At 50.5% G+C, this 16,042-nt stretch carries 17 protein-coding genes; 16 read left to right on the forward strand and 1 reads right to left on the reverse strand.

The window, feature by feature from the left end:
• Positions 1-151 precede the first annotated feature (151 nt).
• From CGZ75_RS22360 to CGZ75_RS22385, 6 genes are all read left to right on the forward strand, one after another.
• A complete protein-coding gene (locus tag CGZ75_RS22360) occupies positions 152-1,489 on the forward strand; it encodes a TrkH family potassium uptake protein (protein WP_245851050.1) in 1,338 nt (445 codons plus the stop codon).
• Between the two features lie 142 nt (positions 1,490-1,631).
• Complete coding sequence (locus CGZ75_RS22365) at positions 1,632-2,651, forward strand: magnesium transporter CorA family protein (protein WP_089526465.1); 1,020 nt, start codon at positions 1,632-1,634, stop codon at positions 2,649-2,651.
• 103 nt (positions 2,652-2,754) lie between these two features.
• Complete coding sequence (locus CGZ75_RS22370) at positions 2,755-3,093, forward strand: hypothetical protein (protein ID WP_141136873.1); 339 nt, start codon at positions 2,755-2,757, stop codon at positions 3,091-3,093.
• 134 nt (positions 3,094-3,227) lie between these two features.
• On the forward strand, positions 3,228-3,764 hold the full coding sequence (locus CGZ75_RS22375; protein WP_089526467.1) for a hypothetical protein: 537 nt from the start codon (positions 3,228-3,230) through the stop codon (positions 3,762-3,764).
• A 178-nt stretch (positions 3,765-3,942) separates the two neighbouring features.
• On the forward strand, positions 3,943-4,812 hold the full coding sequence (locus tag CGZ75_RS22380; RefSeq protein ID WP_089526468.1) for an SPFH domain-containing protein: 870 nt from the start codon (positions 3,943-3,945) through the stop codon (positions 4,810-4,812).
• A gap of 11 nt (positions 4,813-4,823) precedes the next feature.
• On the forward strand, positions 4,824-5,027 hold the full coding sequence (locus CGZ75_RS22385; RefSeq protein ID WP_089526469.1) for a type II toxin-antitoxin system antitoxin: 204 nt from the start codon (positions 4,824-4,826) through the stop codon (positions 5,025-5,027).
• A gap of 7 nt (positions 5,028-5,034) precedes the next feature.
• Here the strand turns inward: CGZ75_RS22385 and CGZ75_RS22390 are convergent, their stop codons facing one another.
• On the reverse strand, positions 5,035-5,508 hold the full coding sequence (locus CGZ75_RS22390) for a hypothetical protein (RefSeq protein WP_089526470.1): 474 nt from the start codon (positions 5,506-5,508) through the stop codon (positions 5,035-5,037).
• A 235-nt stretch (positions 5,509-5,743) separates the two neighbouring features.
• Here CGZ75_RS22390 and CGZ75_RS22395 point away from each other — a divergent pair, with 235 nt between their 5' ends.
• The 10 genes from CGZ75_RS22395 to CGZ75_RS22440 all read left to right on the forward strand — a co-directional run bounded on the left by CGZ75_RS22395 (position 5,744) and on the right by CGZ75_RS22440 (position 15,636).
• The gene (locus CGZ75_RS22395) at positions 5,744-6,874 is read left to right on the forward strand and encodes an outer membrane lipoprotein-sorting protein (protein WP_089526471.1); all 1,131 of its coding nucleotides are present in this window, start codon (positions 5,744-5,746) and stop codon (positions 6,872-6,874) included.
• Between the two features lie 183 nt (positions 6,875-7,057).
• Positions 7,058-8,251: an alanine racemase gene (gene alr, locus CGZ75_RS22400; protein ID WP_089526472.1), complete on the forward strand. Its 1,194-nt coding sequence runs from the start codon at positions 7,058-7,060 to the stop codon at positions 8,249-8,251.
• 226 nt (positions 8,252-8,477) lie between these two features.
• A complete protein-coding gene (locus CGZ75_RS22405) occupies positions 8,478-8,759 on the forward strand; it encodes a CopG family ribbon-helix-helix protein (protein ID WP_089526473.1) in 282 nt (93 codons plus the stop codon).
• A gap of 3 nt (positions 8,760-8,762) precedes the next feature.
• Positions 8,763-9,113 (forward strand): type II toxin-antitoxin system PemK/MazF family toxin, encoded by a 351-nt coding sequence (locus tag CGZ75_RS22410; RefSeq protein ID WP_021877237.1) that lies wholly within the window; start codon positions 8,763-8,765, stop codon positions 9,111-9,113.
• 218 nt (positions 9,114-9,331) lie between these two features.
• Positions 9,332-10,060, forward strand: coding sequence for a CpaB family protein (locus CGZ75_RS22415; protein WP_089526474.1), 729 nt, complete (start codon positions 9,332-9,334; stop codon positions 10,058-10,060).
• Positions 10,057-10,893 carry a CpaE/TadZ family protein gene (locus CGZ75_RS22420; protein WP_089526475.1) on the forward strand — a complete coding sequence of 279 codons (837 nt, stop codon included), beginning with the start codon at positions 10,057-10,059 and terminating at the stop codon, positions 10,891-10,893. Before CGZ75_RS22415 ends, CGZ75_RS22420 begins: the two co-directional genes overlap by 4 nt.
• Complete coding sequence (locus tag CGZ75_RS22425) at positions 10,890-12,371, forward strand: ATPase, T2SS/T4P/T4SS family (RefSeq protein WP_089526476.1); 1,482 nt, start codon at positions 10,890-10,892, stop codon at positions 12,369-12,371. The genes CGZ75_RS22420 and CGZ75_RS22425 overlap by 4 nt, the downstream gene beginning before the upstream one ends.
• On the forward strand, positions 12,365-13,306 hold the full coding sequence (locus CGZ75_RS22430) for a type II secretion system F family protein (RefSeq protein WP_245851052.1): 942 nt from the start codon (positions 12,365-12,367) through the stop codon (positions 13,304-13,306). Before CGZ75_RS22425 ends, CGZ75_RS22430 begins: the two co-directional genes overlap by 7 nt.
• Positions 13,307-13,318: 12 nt before the next feature.
• On the forward strand, positions 13,319-14,221 hold the full coding sequence (locus tag CGZ75_RS22435) for a hypothetical protein (protein ID WP_089526477.1): 903 nt from the start codon (positions 13,319-13,321) through the stop codon (positions 14,219-14,221).
• 116 nt (positions 14,222-14,337) lie between these two features.
• Positions 14,338-15,636, forward strand: coding sequence for an IS110 family RNA-guided transposase (locus CGZ75_RS22440; protein WP_089522044.1), 1,299 nt, complete (start codon positions 14,338-14,340; stop codon positions 15,634-15,636).
• The last annotated feature ends 406 nt before the right edge of the window (positions 15,637-16,042 follow it).

Below are 16,042 nucleotides of genomic sequence, written 5' to 3' on the forward strand. Positions count from 1 at the left end.
TGGGCTGCTTTTTTTTCGTTATTTTGCTGGTGTTGTCGGCTAGAATGGATTCATTCGTTGAATTGAAGCTTTTTTGCCCGTGCGGTTTCGGATATAGTAGAGAATGATGCGTGAAACGCTGCGTCTTGACAGAAGAAAGGGGCTTCACGGGGTGCTTTCCAATCGATTCGTTAAACCACATTATCTAACACCGCCACGGGTGCTTACAGCTGGCTTCTTCCTGCTTATTGCGATCGGCACAGCATTGCTCAGTTTACCTATCGCGTCTGCAAGCGGTGAGAAGATCAAGTTTCTCGATGCTTTGTTCACAGCGACGTCGGCCACCTGTGTAACGGGGCTGACAATTATGGATACAGGTGCCGACTACTCCAGATTCGGACAGATTGTGCTGTTAGGTCTATTCCAGCTTGGCGGAGTCGGCTTTATGACAGCGGCGACCTGGTTCGCACTGGCGTTGGGACGCAAAATCTCACTGCGGGACAGGCTAGTGCTTAAGGAAGCGCTGAATCAATCCGAGATGAGCGGCATCGTTCAGCTAGTCATTCGGATCTTTCTATTTTCCGTTGCCATCGAGGGCTTGGGAGCCATAATGCTGGCGTGGACCTGGATGGACCGCATGACTTTCGGGGATGCGGTCTATAATGGAATTTTCCATGCTGTTTCCATTTTCAACAATGCAGGGTTTGAGCTTTTAGGCGGCTGGAGTCAGTTTGTGGACGATCCGGCTGTTAATCTCATTTCCATGACGCTTATCTTTTTCGGTAGCATAGGTTTCATCGTCATGGCCGACTTGATCCGCTGGCCGGAGAAGCGCAAAATCTCGCTGCATAGCAAAGTGGTACTATGGGCTTCGTTTATATTGACGGTAGGCGGAGCAATTTTGTTCTTTATTTTTGAATACACCAATCCGCGTACATTCGGTGCGCTCAGTCTGGACGGCAAACTGTGGGCATCGGCTTTCCAGTCGTTCAGTCTCCGCTCTGCAGGGCTGAATACGGTACCTATCGCCGATTTGCGTCAGGCAACACAGCTGCTCATGGTCATTCTGATGTTCATAGGGGCTGCTCCCGGCTCTACGGGCGGCGGCATCAAGATTACCACCTTCGTCGTGCTGCTTGCCGGCATACAAGCCATTATTCGAGGTCGTGAGGATGCAGTCATCTTCCGCCACCGGATTGCATCGCGAGAGCTGTACCGAGCCATTACCGTTACGCTGATGGGCGTCATTGTCATTGTGGCAGCAACGATGATCTTGACGACGGTGGAGGACGGTCCATTTCTTGTGCTGCTCTTTGAGGCCGTATCCGCCTTCGGAACCGTCGGCTTCAGCCTAGGCGCCACACTTGAGCTTTCCGATCCTGGAAAGGGAGTTATTATCGTGCTCATGTTTATGGGTAGACTAGGTTTACTGACACTCGCCTTCGCGTTCCGCTCCAAACCTAAAAAGGAACCTTTCCGTCACCCGGAAGGTCAAATTATTATTGGTTAATTCGCAAGCAGCCTCCAGAGCTAAAGCCCTGGGGGCTGTTGGTTTAAATTTCCATGTATGGCTTTGGCACATGGCTGTTTATCCAGGAAGTAGAATTGGGTATGGGTAATTAGAGTTGGGAAGATCGAAGGTGGGGATTGGGATGAAAGGTCAAATATTTGGAAATGATCAAGTGAAAGCGATGGAAGAGGACCAAGCTAAGGACCAGGAGCAAGATGGGGGAGAACTGACGTTGAAAGGCCGAGCGGATTGGAAGTGGCATGCCTTTTCTAATTATGATGAGGCCACTAGGGCATTGAAAGATAATCACCATTTTCTCAAATGGGCGAAAGAAAGCCGAGAAAGAGATAGCAACTATTTATCGGCCATTTCCTTTCAGAGAGAAAACAATGCTGTATTCGGCACGCTTATTATAGGAGATGCAAAAAATGATCGGGATAAAACAACGTTTTTCCATTTTTTGCTGACGGAAAAAGCGCTATACACGATACAGTTCGAGCAGCAGGCAATTACGGATAGATGTGAGAGGTCTGCCCTGTTTTTTGAGCACGCAGAGGAAGCGGATACTGCTCTGGACGGTTTTGTCCATCTATTGGCAGGAGTTATGGAGCCCTTTTTTGAAGGAATGGACCGTTTCGAGACAAAGCTGAGGAAAACAGAAGAAAGCCTTCGCAACCATAACGGCGGTTATATGTTTCGCCAGATTGTGGATCTGCGTTACCGCCTCCTGCACTGGACGGGGCTGACCAGGCCTATCCGTGAAATTAAATATGCGCTCGAAGAGGCTTTTCCGGACCAGATGGAGAAAAGCAAAATTTATAAAGCGCTTCAGTCCCGGTTGGAACGCATGATTATGCTTCAGTCCGAGTACAATCAGGAGCTTGAGTCGCTCCTTCTTCTCGAGGAGAATATCTCCAATTATCGAGGGAATGAGATTATGAAGACGCTCACCGTATTTACGATTCTGTGCACCCCTATGATGGCTATCGGCGCCGTTTGGGGAATGAATTTTGAGAACATGCCGGAGCTCAAATGGAAGACGGGGTATTGGATCGCTTTAGGAGTCATATTCTCCTCGACCGTAGGCGTGTATATTTGGATGCGCTCAAAAGGCTGGATGGGAGATCTGCTCCGAGATGACAATCGCCGGGAGGAAATGTAGCTCTTTTGTTTAACCGGACGGGGAGCGGTGTAATAGCTATTACGGCAGCGCTAACCGCACTGACCGAATCTGCCTCACATTGAGGTTCCCATAGGCGGTGTTGATGATGTCCATTAAATATCGTAATACTTGTTCCGACATCGAGATTCTGGTCAAACATGAGGAGTCGGATGATGCAGCTCCGTTTCGCGTCAACATTCAGAGTTCTAAAAATCCGCTCAGCTTCGGGAACAATCTGGCGAGCTACAATACAGAGGAACAGGCTGTTAAAACGGCTGATCAGCTGTGCAGCTTTTACTCGATCGCCAAGACGAACGGTTACTACATGAAGGGCAAAAGCCTAACAAAGCCGGATTGCGAGGATATTCTCGTATCAGAGGTGTTGGAGCAGAATCTGACGGATGAACAATTCACACAATTGCTAAACAAGCAATCCATATAACGGAATAGGTTTAACTGAAATAAGGCGCCCAGTCTGGGCGCCTTATTTGGTTATTCTAGAATTTGGAATAATGGGACGGCAATGGGGAAAAGTAAGAAAAGAAATAACCCCATTGAAAAGGAGAGTCATCCAATATGAAACTTGGTAATAAAGCTGTAGCTGCATTGCTAATCGCAGCCCTTGCCCTGCCAGCCGGAGCTGTTTCGGCTGCTTTGCCGCAACAATCGGAAAAAAGGGAGTCCGCTATTTATCCCGAGGATGCGGGCAAACATCATGGCGAGTTCCGTCATCACGAGGGAGAAGGGCATAAACGCCTTCGCGAAGCTCATAAGCGGCAAATGATGAATGAGGCAGCAGCTTATTTCGGTATTTCGACCAAAGGAAAGAGCGAGGAGCAGCTGATTGGGGAAATTCGTTCCATGAAAACGAAGCAGCCTGAGAAATGGGCGCTCTTCAAGAAAGAGATGCGTGCAAAAAGAATGGCTAAGCTGAAGGCATTTGCAGCAGCACAGGGAATCAAAACCGAAGGAATGGACGAGAGGCAGCTGCGCGAGGAGCTGAGAAAGCTGCATCGCGAAGGCAAATTGAAGCAGCCTGTTCATCCGACAGCTCCGGCCGCATCTACGGCTCCTGCTGCGTCAGCCGTGCCAGAGGCAAATTCCCGACCTTAACAGGATAAATATTATGAAACGAGCCTTCCTTCCGGGAAGGCTTTTTTAATGGCAGATCCTTTTTAACGGCAGATCCTTTTCATGGGAAATTTATTTCCGAATTGACGATTCCATATTTCCCAAATTTAAGAAAAAATGATATCATAATGATATCAAAAAGATATGGGGAGATGATGGAATGCGGGAGCGTAAGGCATGGCATACCAATGGATTTTTGGCAGCCTTGATTGCAGTCGCAGCTTTGGCTGCAGCGGTTTACCTATTCATTTCAAGTGACAATTTAGGATGGGGATCTGCCGGATATGTGCTTGCAGCAATTCTGATTCTCATGTCACTGGTGCTGTTCAGCGCCCTGACGATTATACAGCCGAATCAGGCGAAGGTGATTACCTTTTTTGGGAATTACAAGGGTACGATAACAGACAGCGGGCTTTGGTTGGTTATGCCTTTCAGTTCTAAATCCCAAGTTTCACTTAAGGTTCGGAACTTCAACAGTCAGAAGCTTAAGGTCAATGATGCTTCCGGCAATCCGGTTGAGATTGCGGCTGTTGTTGTTTTCAAGGTTACCGAAACAGCTCGCGCAAGCTTTGAAGTAGATGATTACGAGACGTTCGTGGAAATTCAGAGTGAGACGGCAATTCGCCATCTGGCGGCGCAATATCCATATGACACCTATGAGGATGCGTCTGCAATCTCTTTGCGGGGCAATGCGGATGAAGTAAGTAATCTTTTGCTGTCTGAGCTGCAGGACCGCCTTATGGTGGCCGGAGTAGAAGTGATGGAGACACGTCTCTCGCATCTTGCCTACGCCCCTGAGATTGCCGGAGCGATGCTGCAGCGGCAGCAAGCGGAAGCAATCGTTGCGGCCAGACAGAAGATTGTGGATGGGGCTGTCGGCATGGTGGAATCGGCTCTGCAGCAGCTGGAAAATCGCGGCATCATTCTGGATAATGAGCGTCGTGCGGCGATGATTAATAATTTGATGGTGGCGATTGTTTCCGAGCGGGGAACTACGCCTATCATAAATGCTGGCACTTTATACAATTAGGAACGCACACGATGGCTAAGGAACGCAAGTCCTTCCCGCTCAGATTGGACCCCGAAATCTATCAGGCTATTGAACAATGGGCAGGAGACGAGTTCCGTAGCGTCAATGCTCATATCGAGTTCCTGCTGCGAGAATCGTTGCGCAAGTCCGGCCGTTTGAAACGCGGCCCTGCCACGCCGCAGGGAGCAGACGGTGATGGTGGAAATAAGGATTGACACTGGACTAATAAACGTAAACGGCGATATACGCTTTTGTTTGCACACGGAGCACTCCTGAAGCATCCGCTCTCCTAATTCCGTAATTAAAGCATATAAACCCGGCGAAAAATTCAATATTAACATTGCCCCAATAACGATTATCCTCAGAGTATGCATAGTATTCCACTGAAATTGAGCTATCGCATGGCAATTCATAGTGATGAAATTCTCCCGGAGGTATGATTAAGGTGGGAGGGTTTCTATCGGGCCTGCTGCTTGAAATCAGCTCCAATCTGTAAGGGCTGTTGTTGAAGACATTGAAGCCTTTTGTACCGGTTATAGAGGACACGTCATCAGCAGAAGAATCGGCCCCGCAACTAGAAGGCTTCGCAGAAAAGGTTTGAACGACAATAACAAGCAGAATAAACAGAATGAGTATAACTGTCGTGCTGGAATTGAATTTATTGTTCGAATGTGCCAACGAATCTCTATTGTTCATCTTCTTCCTCCTGTGAGTCTACGGATTGTTTCGATATCCTATGCAAGAGGAGAGAATAGGAAATAGGTATTAATTTGTTTATCGAAAATATAAAAGTCTATTGGAGGATAGAGAAATAATCTCTTCTGGCAAGCATTATCTGCAAGCTCGTCATTCTCGTCCGCATAAAAGGCCAAGTCCCCTCATAGACATGTTATCAGCTTAGGAAAACTCAACGAGCAGAGGGGATGAGTACATGCGTCGCATGGGAACGATTGCGGCTTTAATGGCCTGCTTTATTTTGTTGCTGGCCGGCTGTGGCAAAAAGGACGCGGGATCGGTTGTGAAAGATCTCGGCAAGCTGCAAGACAAGACGGAGACTTATCAAGGTACGGGCATCATGACGCTGCACACTGCAACACAACCGCTTCAATACAAGGTCGATGTGAAGTTCCAAAAGCCGAATTATTACCGCATCGCTCTGACTAATGAGAAGAAGGATTTGACGCAAATCGTTCTGCGGAACGATGAAGGTGTGTTCGTACTGACGCCAAGCCTCAACAAGGTGTTCCGCTTCCAAAGCAACTGGCCGGAGGAACAAGGTCAGGTCTATCTCTACCAGACTCTGGTCCAAAGCATCCTGAAAGACAACTCCCGTCAGTTCGCGGATGACAAGGACAGCTACGTGTTTGATGTCATGGCGAACTATCAGAACGCTTCACTGGCCCGCCAAAAAATTTGGCTGAACAAATCCGACTACTCTCCAAAACAGGTCGAGGTGTTGGATTCCAACGCTGCTGTCCTGGTGGACGTCAAGTTTGATACGTTCAAATTCAATGAAAAGCTTGATAAGAGCGTCTTTGATACAAAAGTAAATCTGCAAAGCTCTCCGGCGTCAGGCTCGGAGCCGACTACAGCCGTTCCTGAAGGACAGGATGGCGGCGCAGCTACCGGTACTGAAGCAGAGGGTGGTGGCGGGAAGGACGGAGCTTCTGCACCTGAAGAGGGAAGTGGTAGCGAAGCGGCTGCGGACCCTACCAGTTCTTCTTTCATCCCTATGGAGCCATCCTATTTGGGACCGGAAGGAATCGCACTTAAGGACTCCAATGACATCGAATTTGGCGGCAATCCTGGTGTCATGTTCCGATATGACGGCACCTACAGCTACACTCTGATCGAAACGCAGCCGGAGGACTACTCAGTAGCGACGGGAACTGGCGACATGGTCGATCTTGGCTATACGTTCGCACAGCTGAGCAGAGGCGAGGAGCAGCAGACGCTAGCTTGGACTTATATGGGTACGGAATTCCGTCTTACTTCCGATAACCTCCCAGAAGACGAGTTGATCAAGGTTGCACAGTCTGTCGTGGATGAAATGACCAAATAAAATGTGCAAGGCGCCGCGGCCCGGATAGGCAGCGGCGCCTTTTTAGCGAATATCAACCTCTCTCTAATTTAGTATCGTTGGAAATAGGTGCCAGCTCTTAGTATCACTCGATTCATTGACACTAAAGGGACTCGGGGGTAACATTATAGGGATTGTGCTTTCTGAGGAAGTGGGATGAATAGGATGTATAATTATTACCGTCCGACTCGTGCCGAAATTTCACTGGATGCTCTGAGAAGCAATATTGGGACATTCAGAAGTTCTGTGCCGGATGGAATGAAGCTGCTGGCATCGGTTAAGGCCAATGCCTACGGACATGGACTTATCCAGATTTCCCAGGAGGCGGAAGCCTGCGGAGTGGATTATCTGGGAGTTGCTTTTCTTGATGAGGCGATACAGATCAGGCGTTCAGGTGTGATGATGCCGATTCTTGTACTTGGCTATGTGCCTCCGAATGGGCTCGATATGGCTCGTTCCCTTGATATTACGATTGCTCTGTTCCGGGACGATGTGCTGAAGGCCGCAAGGTCTTTACCCGAGAACAGCTCTAAAAAACTAAAAGTGCATATCAAGCTCGACACAGGCATGGGTAGGCTAGGTAAGCTGGCAGATGGCTCCGCCGATGCTATGCGTTTTATCGAAGCCGCTCTGCGTGTTCCGCAGCTTGGGGTTGAAGGGCTGTTTACGCATTTTGCGAAGTCCGATGAGGCCGATAAAAACTACACAAAGCTGCAGCACGAGCGTTTCGCAGCGGTTGTACATGAAGTCCGCAGCCGTTCCCTGCCGATTGAGATCGTACACAGCGCCAATACGGCGGCCGGCATCGACACTCCTGAGCTCGGAGGGGATATGCTCCGTCTTGGCATTGGCATGTACGGGTTGTATCCATCCCCCGAGGTGGATCATTCCAAGGTACGGTTGAAACCGGTGTTATCGCTCAAGACGGAAGTGGTCATGGTCAAAGAGCTTCGGGAGTCTTGGGGCATCAGCTACGGAACCCGCTACTTCGCGGAAGCGGGAGAACGGATCGGCACGATCCCGATCGGGTACGCAGATGGCTTCAGCCGCCTGCTCACCGGCAAGGCCCATGTGCTGATTCGTGGTCAGCGAGTGCCGGTTCTTGGCACGATCTGCATGGATCAGTGCATGATCTCGCTTGGCGCTGCTGAAGCTGCCGGCGGAGGGCCAGTAGCTACTGAAGAGGAAGCGGTGTTGATCGGCTCCCAGCTCGGCGCTGAAATAACAGCCGAGGAAGTCGCTGATCAGCTCGGCACGATCAACTATGAGTTGATCTGTATGCTGGCTGCTCGCGTCCCTAGAGTTTATATGCGCAATGGCAGAGTTGTTGCCGTTTCAAACGCGCTTGATGCGCAGTAGGACAATTGTCTGACAGCTTTCGCAAATTTTCTGGTTCATTTGCTGTCATTTTTGCGGAGATCAAGCAGGAATTTCGTCAGCATGCGGAGAATTGTCAAGTCTTAGACGCTGCTGCTCCTTCCGGTTCTAAGAGATACAGGCATCTCATAGGTATGGTGGAGTATAGGCTATTGGCAACGGTGACATAATGGTAATGGGCTTTGACAAGTTTTGGAGGTGCGAGTTGGTGGCCAATTTACAGAATACCAAACGAATCATGATCAGTATCCCGGATCATCTGCTGGAAGAAGTAGACGGGATCGTCGCCAAGGAAAATTCCAATCGCAGTGAATTTATCCGCCAGGCGATGAAACTTTATCTGGTGGAACGCAAAAAACGTCAAATCCGTGAATTGATGCAACGCGGTTATCTGGAGATGGCAAAAATCAACCTGAATATGGCCTCGGAAGCTTTCCAAGCGGAGGAAGATGCAGACCGTGCACTCGGCCGTCTCGTTAGCGGGGTGTAGCGATTGATCGTCAAACGCGGAGATGTTTTTTTCGCTGACCTATCGCCCGTTGTCGGCTCCGAGCAAGGTGGTGTCCGCCCCGTACTCGTTCTACAGAATGACATCGGCAACCGGTTTAGCCCGACCGTTATCGTTGCTGCCATCACGGCCCAAATCCAAAAGGCCAAGTTGCCTACTCATGTGGAGATTGACGCCAAGGCCCACGGCTTTGATCGTGATTCCGTCATTCTTCTCGAGCAGATCCGAACGATCGACAAACAACGGCTCACGGACAAAATTACCCATCTCGATGATGAGATGATGCGTCATGTCGATGACGCGCTTCAAATCAGCGTGGGCTTGATTGATTTTTAAACCAGGCAGAAGTCTTGAAGAGGATTTCTGCCTGAACCATTCATAACTGGAAAAAAAAGCTGGACAGCTATTTATTCTATTGTTACTATGAACTCAATCAAATATCACAGGCAATGAATGTACATTGCCTAGGCTCGCGAAGAACGCAAGCGGTTGAACCTTTCTAAGGTTCCTGCTTGCGTTTTTTTATTTTTATTACGCTTGAGGGAGGGAGACAGATGAGTAAAGGAAAGGGCAGAATGATCATGTTTACAGCTATTTTACTGTCGGCGTTTCTAGTTTACGGACTGTACCTCGTTCAGCTGCGAATGCTTGAGGAGCAGCACTCGGTTCAGATTGTCGTACCCAAGCGTTTTATTGCGGCGGGTGAGCGCATGGAGGTCAATGACCTTCAGTATCAGACCATCGTGTCATCCGCTTATGTGGAGGATATGATCACTGATTTTGAGGAGGCAGCGGGCAAGGAAGCCGTTGTTCCGCTTGGACAAGGCGAGCCGCTACGGGGTTGGAAGATGGACCTCTACCGGCTTCTGCCATCCCGCGATCAGTCAACATTCCAGTTGCCTCGGGAGTATGTGCTGTCGGTGTCGAGCGGCATCCGTGCCGGCGACAGAGTTGTGTTGTACATATCCGGAGCGGGAGCGTCATCCGAGCGGCTTTTTGCAGAACCGATCACGGTGGCGTCAGTCAAGACGAGCAGTAATCAGGAGATCGATGATATGGATAATCCTAATCTGCTGTCGCTTGCTGAAGGAGATAGGCAGAAGATGTATGCCTCCAGGAGAGATGCTAACGGCTTGATCGAGTTCATTAATCTCAACTTGACGGAAGCGCAGTGGCTGAAGATCGACGCCCTTTGCAAAAGTGGGGAAAACCGGCTGGTGATCGCCTTCAGCCCGGAATCACTGAATATGGTCGCTCAGCCATCCGTGGAGAACTCGCCATGAGGGCGCCACTGCTTGCATTTGTCGGGACGACTCCCAATATTGGCACGACTGCTGCAGCTTTCGCCGCGGCATGCCGCCTGGCCGAGCGCACGGGGAAGGACGTTGGATTCCTATGCATGAACCTGAAGAGCGCCAAAATTCACCGTTACCTTGGCCAAGACTTACCTGCTGCAACACTGGATAGTCTACGGCCCGAGCTTACCTCTGCTTCGCTGGCACCGCAGCAGCTTCGAAGAGCCTGCCTCACGATTCCGGACGAGCCGCATGTTCATGTGCTCGCAGGCAATTTGATGCGAGATCAGGCAGAGTACTATACCCAGGAAGAAACGGAGCATTTGCTTGAAACGGCGCGTCAAAGCTTCGATCTCGTTGTCGCCGATGCCGGCAGCTACTGGGATAATGCTGCGACAATTTGCGCGATGAGGGCGGCAGATTCACGCGTTTTATGCACGACTGGTGCATTGTCTCATTTTCAGGAAGATGGTAATCGCTGGATTCGCCAAGTTTCACCACTCTTCGGTATTCAGCCAGAGGAATATGAACTACTTACCATACAATCCCCTTGGACAAATGGAGGCTACCGCATGAAAGAGATCGAGAAGGAAACAAACCTGTCTGCTATTGGAGAATTCAGAACGAATGAAGCCTTTTATCAATCGCTGGACCGTGGTCAGTATCATCATTGGCTCAAGCAAGATGCTTCCGGGCGAATCGCCATGGACATGGTTTCAGGCAAGCTGGCGGAGCGGAACGGGGTGCGCTGCCGGCCTGCTAAGGAAGCGCAGCCGTGGTATCGCAAGCTGAGAGCTCATCGTGGAGAGCTGGGATTATGAGCGAGCCCAGCCGTTTCTCGCCCTCTAGATATTCGGCGCGAATCCGTGCAGGCATGCGTGACAGAGTAGAAGAGGAAACTGCGGAAGAATCGTCTGTCCCGGCGGGGCACAGTGGCGAAGCTGGAAGGCGACTTCCAGATGATTTTTCGAAGGCAGCAGAAGATATGCGTTCTTATCTCTCTTCTCCCCGTGGTATGACCGAGGAGGAGCGGCGCGAATATGGGGAGCGGCTGAACCGTGCTGTTCTCGGATACGCCCAAGAGCGCAAGGAGATTATGGCACTGGTCAAGGATAGGCTGCTGAAGCTGAGGCTGCATGAGCTGCCGGGTATGAGCGGTCAGTATCATTCCCTGGCGGATGCGCTGTTTGCAGAAGTGATCGGCCTTGGTGTTCTGGAGTTAGCCCTGCAGGATCGGAGCGGATTGGAGGAAATACAGGTTGTTGGGACCCGGATCTATCTCATGCGAGGAGGCTGCACGGAGCGCTCGTCCTACAGCTTCCAGAACTTGAGGGAGGTGCAGCGGATTCAGCAGAACCTCGTTTTGTACAACAATGACCGAATCAATCCGCGCAAGCGGTGGGCGGAAGTTATGCTGCGCGACGGCACTCGGGTTACGATGACGGCGTTTGGTTTTACTTCGTTGCCTACATTGACCCTCCGCTTCTACAACGCCCGTGCATTTCGGCTACAGGAGCTGACAGAGCAGCATTACAGCACGCTTACGCCAGAAATGGTTCTCATGCTGCAAGCCGTGTTAACCTGCCGCTACAACCTTGTACTCATCGGACCTACGGGCTCAGGGAAGACTCATCTGCTCAAGGCGCTAATCGCCGAGCTGCCGGACGAGGAGCGGCTCGTAACGCTGGAGTCCAGGTTAGAGATGATGTTGGGGAGGGATTTCCCGGACAAAAATGTTGTGGAGTATGAGACAGATGAGGAGGATGCGCTGCATCGACCGGCTCAAGCGTTTAAGTTGGCTCTGCGGCAATCTCCGCAGCGGATCGTGCATGCCGAGATTCGGGATGAGGACGCCAATATTTATGTCCGGGCCTGTACGAGGGGACATGCTGGCAGCATGACAACTGTACATGCCAGTAAGCTGGAGGATGTGCCGGAAGCAATTACGGATATGTGCATGTTGGATGGGAGGGCGATGAATCCCGATCGCCTTTGCAAGCGGATTGCTCGTTATGTGACTCAGATCGGCATCGAGATGAGGCTGGTCGATGGCAAGCGCAGAATTGTACGCATGGGGGAGATTCTCTGGAAGGAAGGAGAGGCTGAGCTGGATGAATGGGCGGTTTACCACAGCGGAGTAGGCTGGAAGCTCAATTCCGCTCCCAGGGCGGAATCTTGCCATAGGCTCGCGGCTGCTGGTTATTCGCTGACAGAGGCGGGCTTCGGAGGGCTGCCTCTGTCAGCGACAACGGAGCTGATCGAGCGACAGTGTGCCGGTGGAGGAGAAAGCGGATGTTGACTTCCCCATGGATGGTTCCGGCGATAGCCGTTCTGCTTGCCTTTGCTCTAAGCCCATTGATTGCAGGGCTGCTCCGCTATGGCGAAGATTCAATTCAGGCTTCTTCCAGGCTGGAATTTCGCCGTAGTCGTACTTTCAGAGCGCGTTTGATATTGCGGCTCGAGAGGTCGGGTAAGCCTTATCAGGAGCTGAATGAAACGTTGGAGTCACTTCAGACAGGCATCAAGCCGGAAGGGTTTGTCCTGCTGTCCTCTTTTCTGCTGATCATGGGAACAGGGGCTGGGGCGGTTTTGTTCGAAAGCTTTAAGGGAGCTGTGTTACTTGGACTGATGCTGAGTCTACTCCCCTACCTCGTGCTAAAGATGGTACTTGTCCATCGTCAGATGCAAACCAGGCTTGATTTTTTGCCTGCGGTAGAGCTCTTTTATCAATGTTATCTAATTGCGGGCCAGAGACAAGTTCGAGGTGCACTTAAACGGATGGTAGAAGAGAATCGGCTCCAAGGGCATTTGAAGGCTTCCTTCGAGCAATTGTACCGAAATCTCAGCGTGAGGGGGGATGATGAGGTCAGCCTTCGGCTGTTCGCAGCTTCCCTTGGACATGTATGGGGAGAATATTTTGTCCAGATTATCCGGGTAGCCCTGCACGAAGGGCATTCCGTTGCAGATAATCTGCATGAGTTGATTGGGGATATGCGCAGAGCGCGACGAGCCAATGAGCAGGAGCGTCACAAGCTGCTTGAAATCAGAGTAGCCAATTTCACCCCGATTTTCTTTCTGGCCCTGTTTCTGGGTATTAACTTCCGTTATAACCCAGATAATTCCTATCGTTACTACGTGAATGATGCAGCTGGCAGAGATATGTTGCTTAATTCTCTGTTGTTGATCTTTGCTTCTTTTTTAATGGGCTTATGGCTGTCCCGCAAAAAAATGTAAAGGAGCCGGGAAATGCAGGTTTACGAAACCTGGGCCGAGACGGCCTATGCGGCTGCGTCTATCGGACAGGCATTGATTATAAGCGGAATGTTATTCCTGCTCTTGAAACGACTGGCAAGAACTAGGCCGCGCTGGCTTCATCTGCAGGTTCCAGAATGGAGAAAGGCTAAGCTCTCAGACCGTTATCTAAAGCTCTTAGGACTCAGTCGATCGAGCACGGTGCTCATGGAGAGGGAGAGGTTGTTTGCAGGCTGCGGCTGGACGCTGGATGCTGGTTATTATGTAACCGCTCGTAGAATGTGGTTGATTGCAGTACCCCTAGCTGCTCTATTGACCTCTGCCGCCAATGCTCTAGGCCTATTCAATGGCACTCTGATTCCTACTTCGGCCTGGATTTTATTGATCGGCGTGACAGGCCTGTTAATGGTTGACAAGGCGATGCTCGAGGCGATGCGCAGAGCGCGTACGGCCAGAGTTATTCGGGAAATTCATACCATCAGCACGCAACTTCTATATTTGCAAGGATCTTCGCTGCATGTTCATGCCAAGCTGATGCGTTGTGTCCCATATACCCGCACCATACGCAGGGAATTACAGCATCTTTTAGGTGAGTGGTATCACGATGCTGGGGAGGCAATTCGAGGTTTCAAGGAGCGAGTTGGCTCGGAGGAGGCGATGAGCTTCGCTGAAACGATTGATTCTCTGAGACTCCATGAAGACGAGGCTTACTATGAGCTTCTCCGCGAGCGGATCAGAGATTATAAGGAGAAGCTTGAGATTTTGAAGGAGAGCCGCAAGGAATCAAGCTCTTATGTGTTATTCGTCCTTGCCGGCATACCGATCCTGTATACGTTTCAAGTTTTCATTTATCCATGGGTAAGAGAGAGCCAGAAGCTGTTTGATTCACTTAACTAAAAAGGAGCTATTCCTGTAATGAAGTAATTTGAGCTTTGAGCAAAAAAGCGCCACTTAGTATACTGGGAATCGTGTTCCGCCAAAGAACAAATTCCAATACGAAAGAGGCGCTCATTATGAAGTATAAATTGAAGCAGAAACAGAATCAACGTATCACACGAATTAACGAAGCAACACTGGTTGTCGGAGCAGATATTGCCAAGAAGGTTCATGTCGCTCGTGCGGTAGACTTTCGAGGGATCGAACTCGGCAAAGATTGCGTCTTCCATAATGACGCAGAAGGGTTGACGAAGCTATCGGCGTGGATGAAAGAGCTCGGGCAAGCACACGGCAAGACCGAAATCATGTTTGGCATCGAGCCTACCGGACACTACTGGTTTCCTCTCGCAGCTTTCTTGCAAGAACAAGGGATTCAAGTCGTTGTCGTCAATCCGTCTCATGTAAATAAGACGAAAGAGCTTGAGGACAATTCGCCGACGAAAAGCGATTACAAGGACGCGAAAGTCATCGCCGATTTGATTCGGAACGGGAAGTACTCCGAACCTAAACTACCGACCAAGGAATACGCGGATTTGCGCATCCTCATGAATTTGCGTGAGAAAGTATCTGCAAGCCTAACGCAAGCAAAAGGGCGCATCGGCAATTGGTTCGACCGGTTTTTCCCGGAGTACTCCCGTGTCTTCAAGAATTGGGATGGGAAAGCGTCGCTCATGAGCATGCGGAAGTTTCCGTTGCCCGCCGACATCGTCGCTATGGGAGCCAGAGACGTCCTGGCCCACTGGAAGACGGATGTGAAGCGCGGCGTAGGGATCAAGCGCGCGGAAGCGCTACTCGTTGCTGCCACCACTTCCATCGGTCTGACGGAGGGAACGGTTGCAGCACGAATGGAGCTTAGCACGCTCCTGAGCCAGTTCGAGCTTTTCAGCGAACAGCTCGAACAAATCATGGAGCAAGTCATGGTGATCCTGGATAGCATTCCGGGAGCCGCACAAATGCTGACCGTACCGGGAGTTGGAGCGATCACCGTCGCTGGATTTTTAGCGGAAGTTGGGGATTTGAACAACTACGATCACGGTCAACAAATCATTCGACTGGCAGGGCTGAATCTCAAAGAGAACAGCTCCGGCAAGCGCAAAGGCAGAACCTCCATTACCAAACGAGGGCGATCGCGGCTTAGGGCGCTGTTGTTCCGCGCGGTAATGCCGATGGTGGCGAAGAACGAGGCGTTCAAAGCGCTGCACAAGCACTATACAACGCGAAGTCAGAATCCGCTGAAGAAGAAACAATCGCTCATCGCCTTGTGCGGGAAGTTGATTCGGGTCTTGCATACGCTTGGAACCAAACAGAAGGCATACAACGCTGTAGATGTAATCGGGCCGGTTCGACAGTCTCAGATGCACCAAGCGGCTGCTTAAGCAAGAAGCACAACTCCTGGACATTTACGATTCAACGTAAGCAACGAAGACAACGGAAGCACCGGAGAAGCCGAAGCACAATATTCCATAAGGGCAACGACCCCGTAAAGGAGCAAGAATCGGCATCCACCCCTTGAGAGGTAGAACGAAGGAATGTAAGGGCATAGACCCAGCGTGACATGGGAGGGTAAACCCCGAGGGCGAAATGTGGAGATCCACTGTGCGATCATATCCACCATCTCACAGTTTTGGACCCCTAAGCGATCCTAAACTCTGTTCCCGCCTACGCGCTTACAGGAAATCTGGGTGCAGATCACCTTCTCCACCAATACCTCTTCAAATGTCGAAGTTGAAATACTGCGAATTAGCGAGAAAACAGGAGAAAACATTACTTTATAGTGGGAGG

It is taken from the genome of Paenibacillus herberti (assembly GCF_002233675.1).
In the GTDB taxonomy this organism is placed as follows: Bacteria; Bacillota; Bacilli; order Paenibacillales; family Paenibacillaceae; genus Paenibacillus_O; species Paenibacillus_O herberti.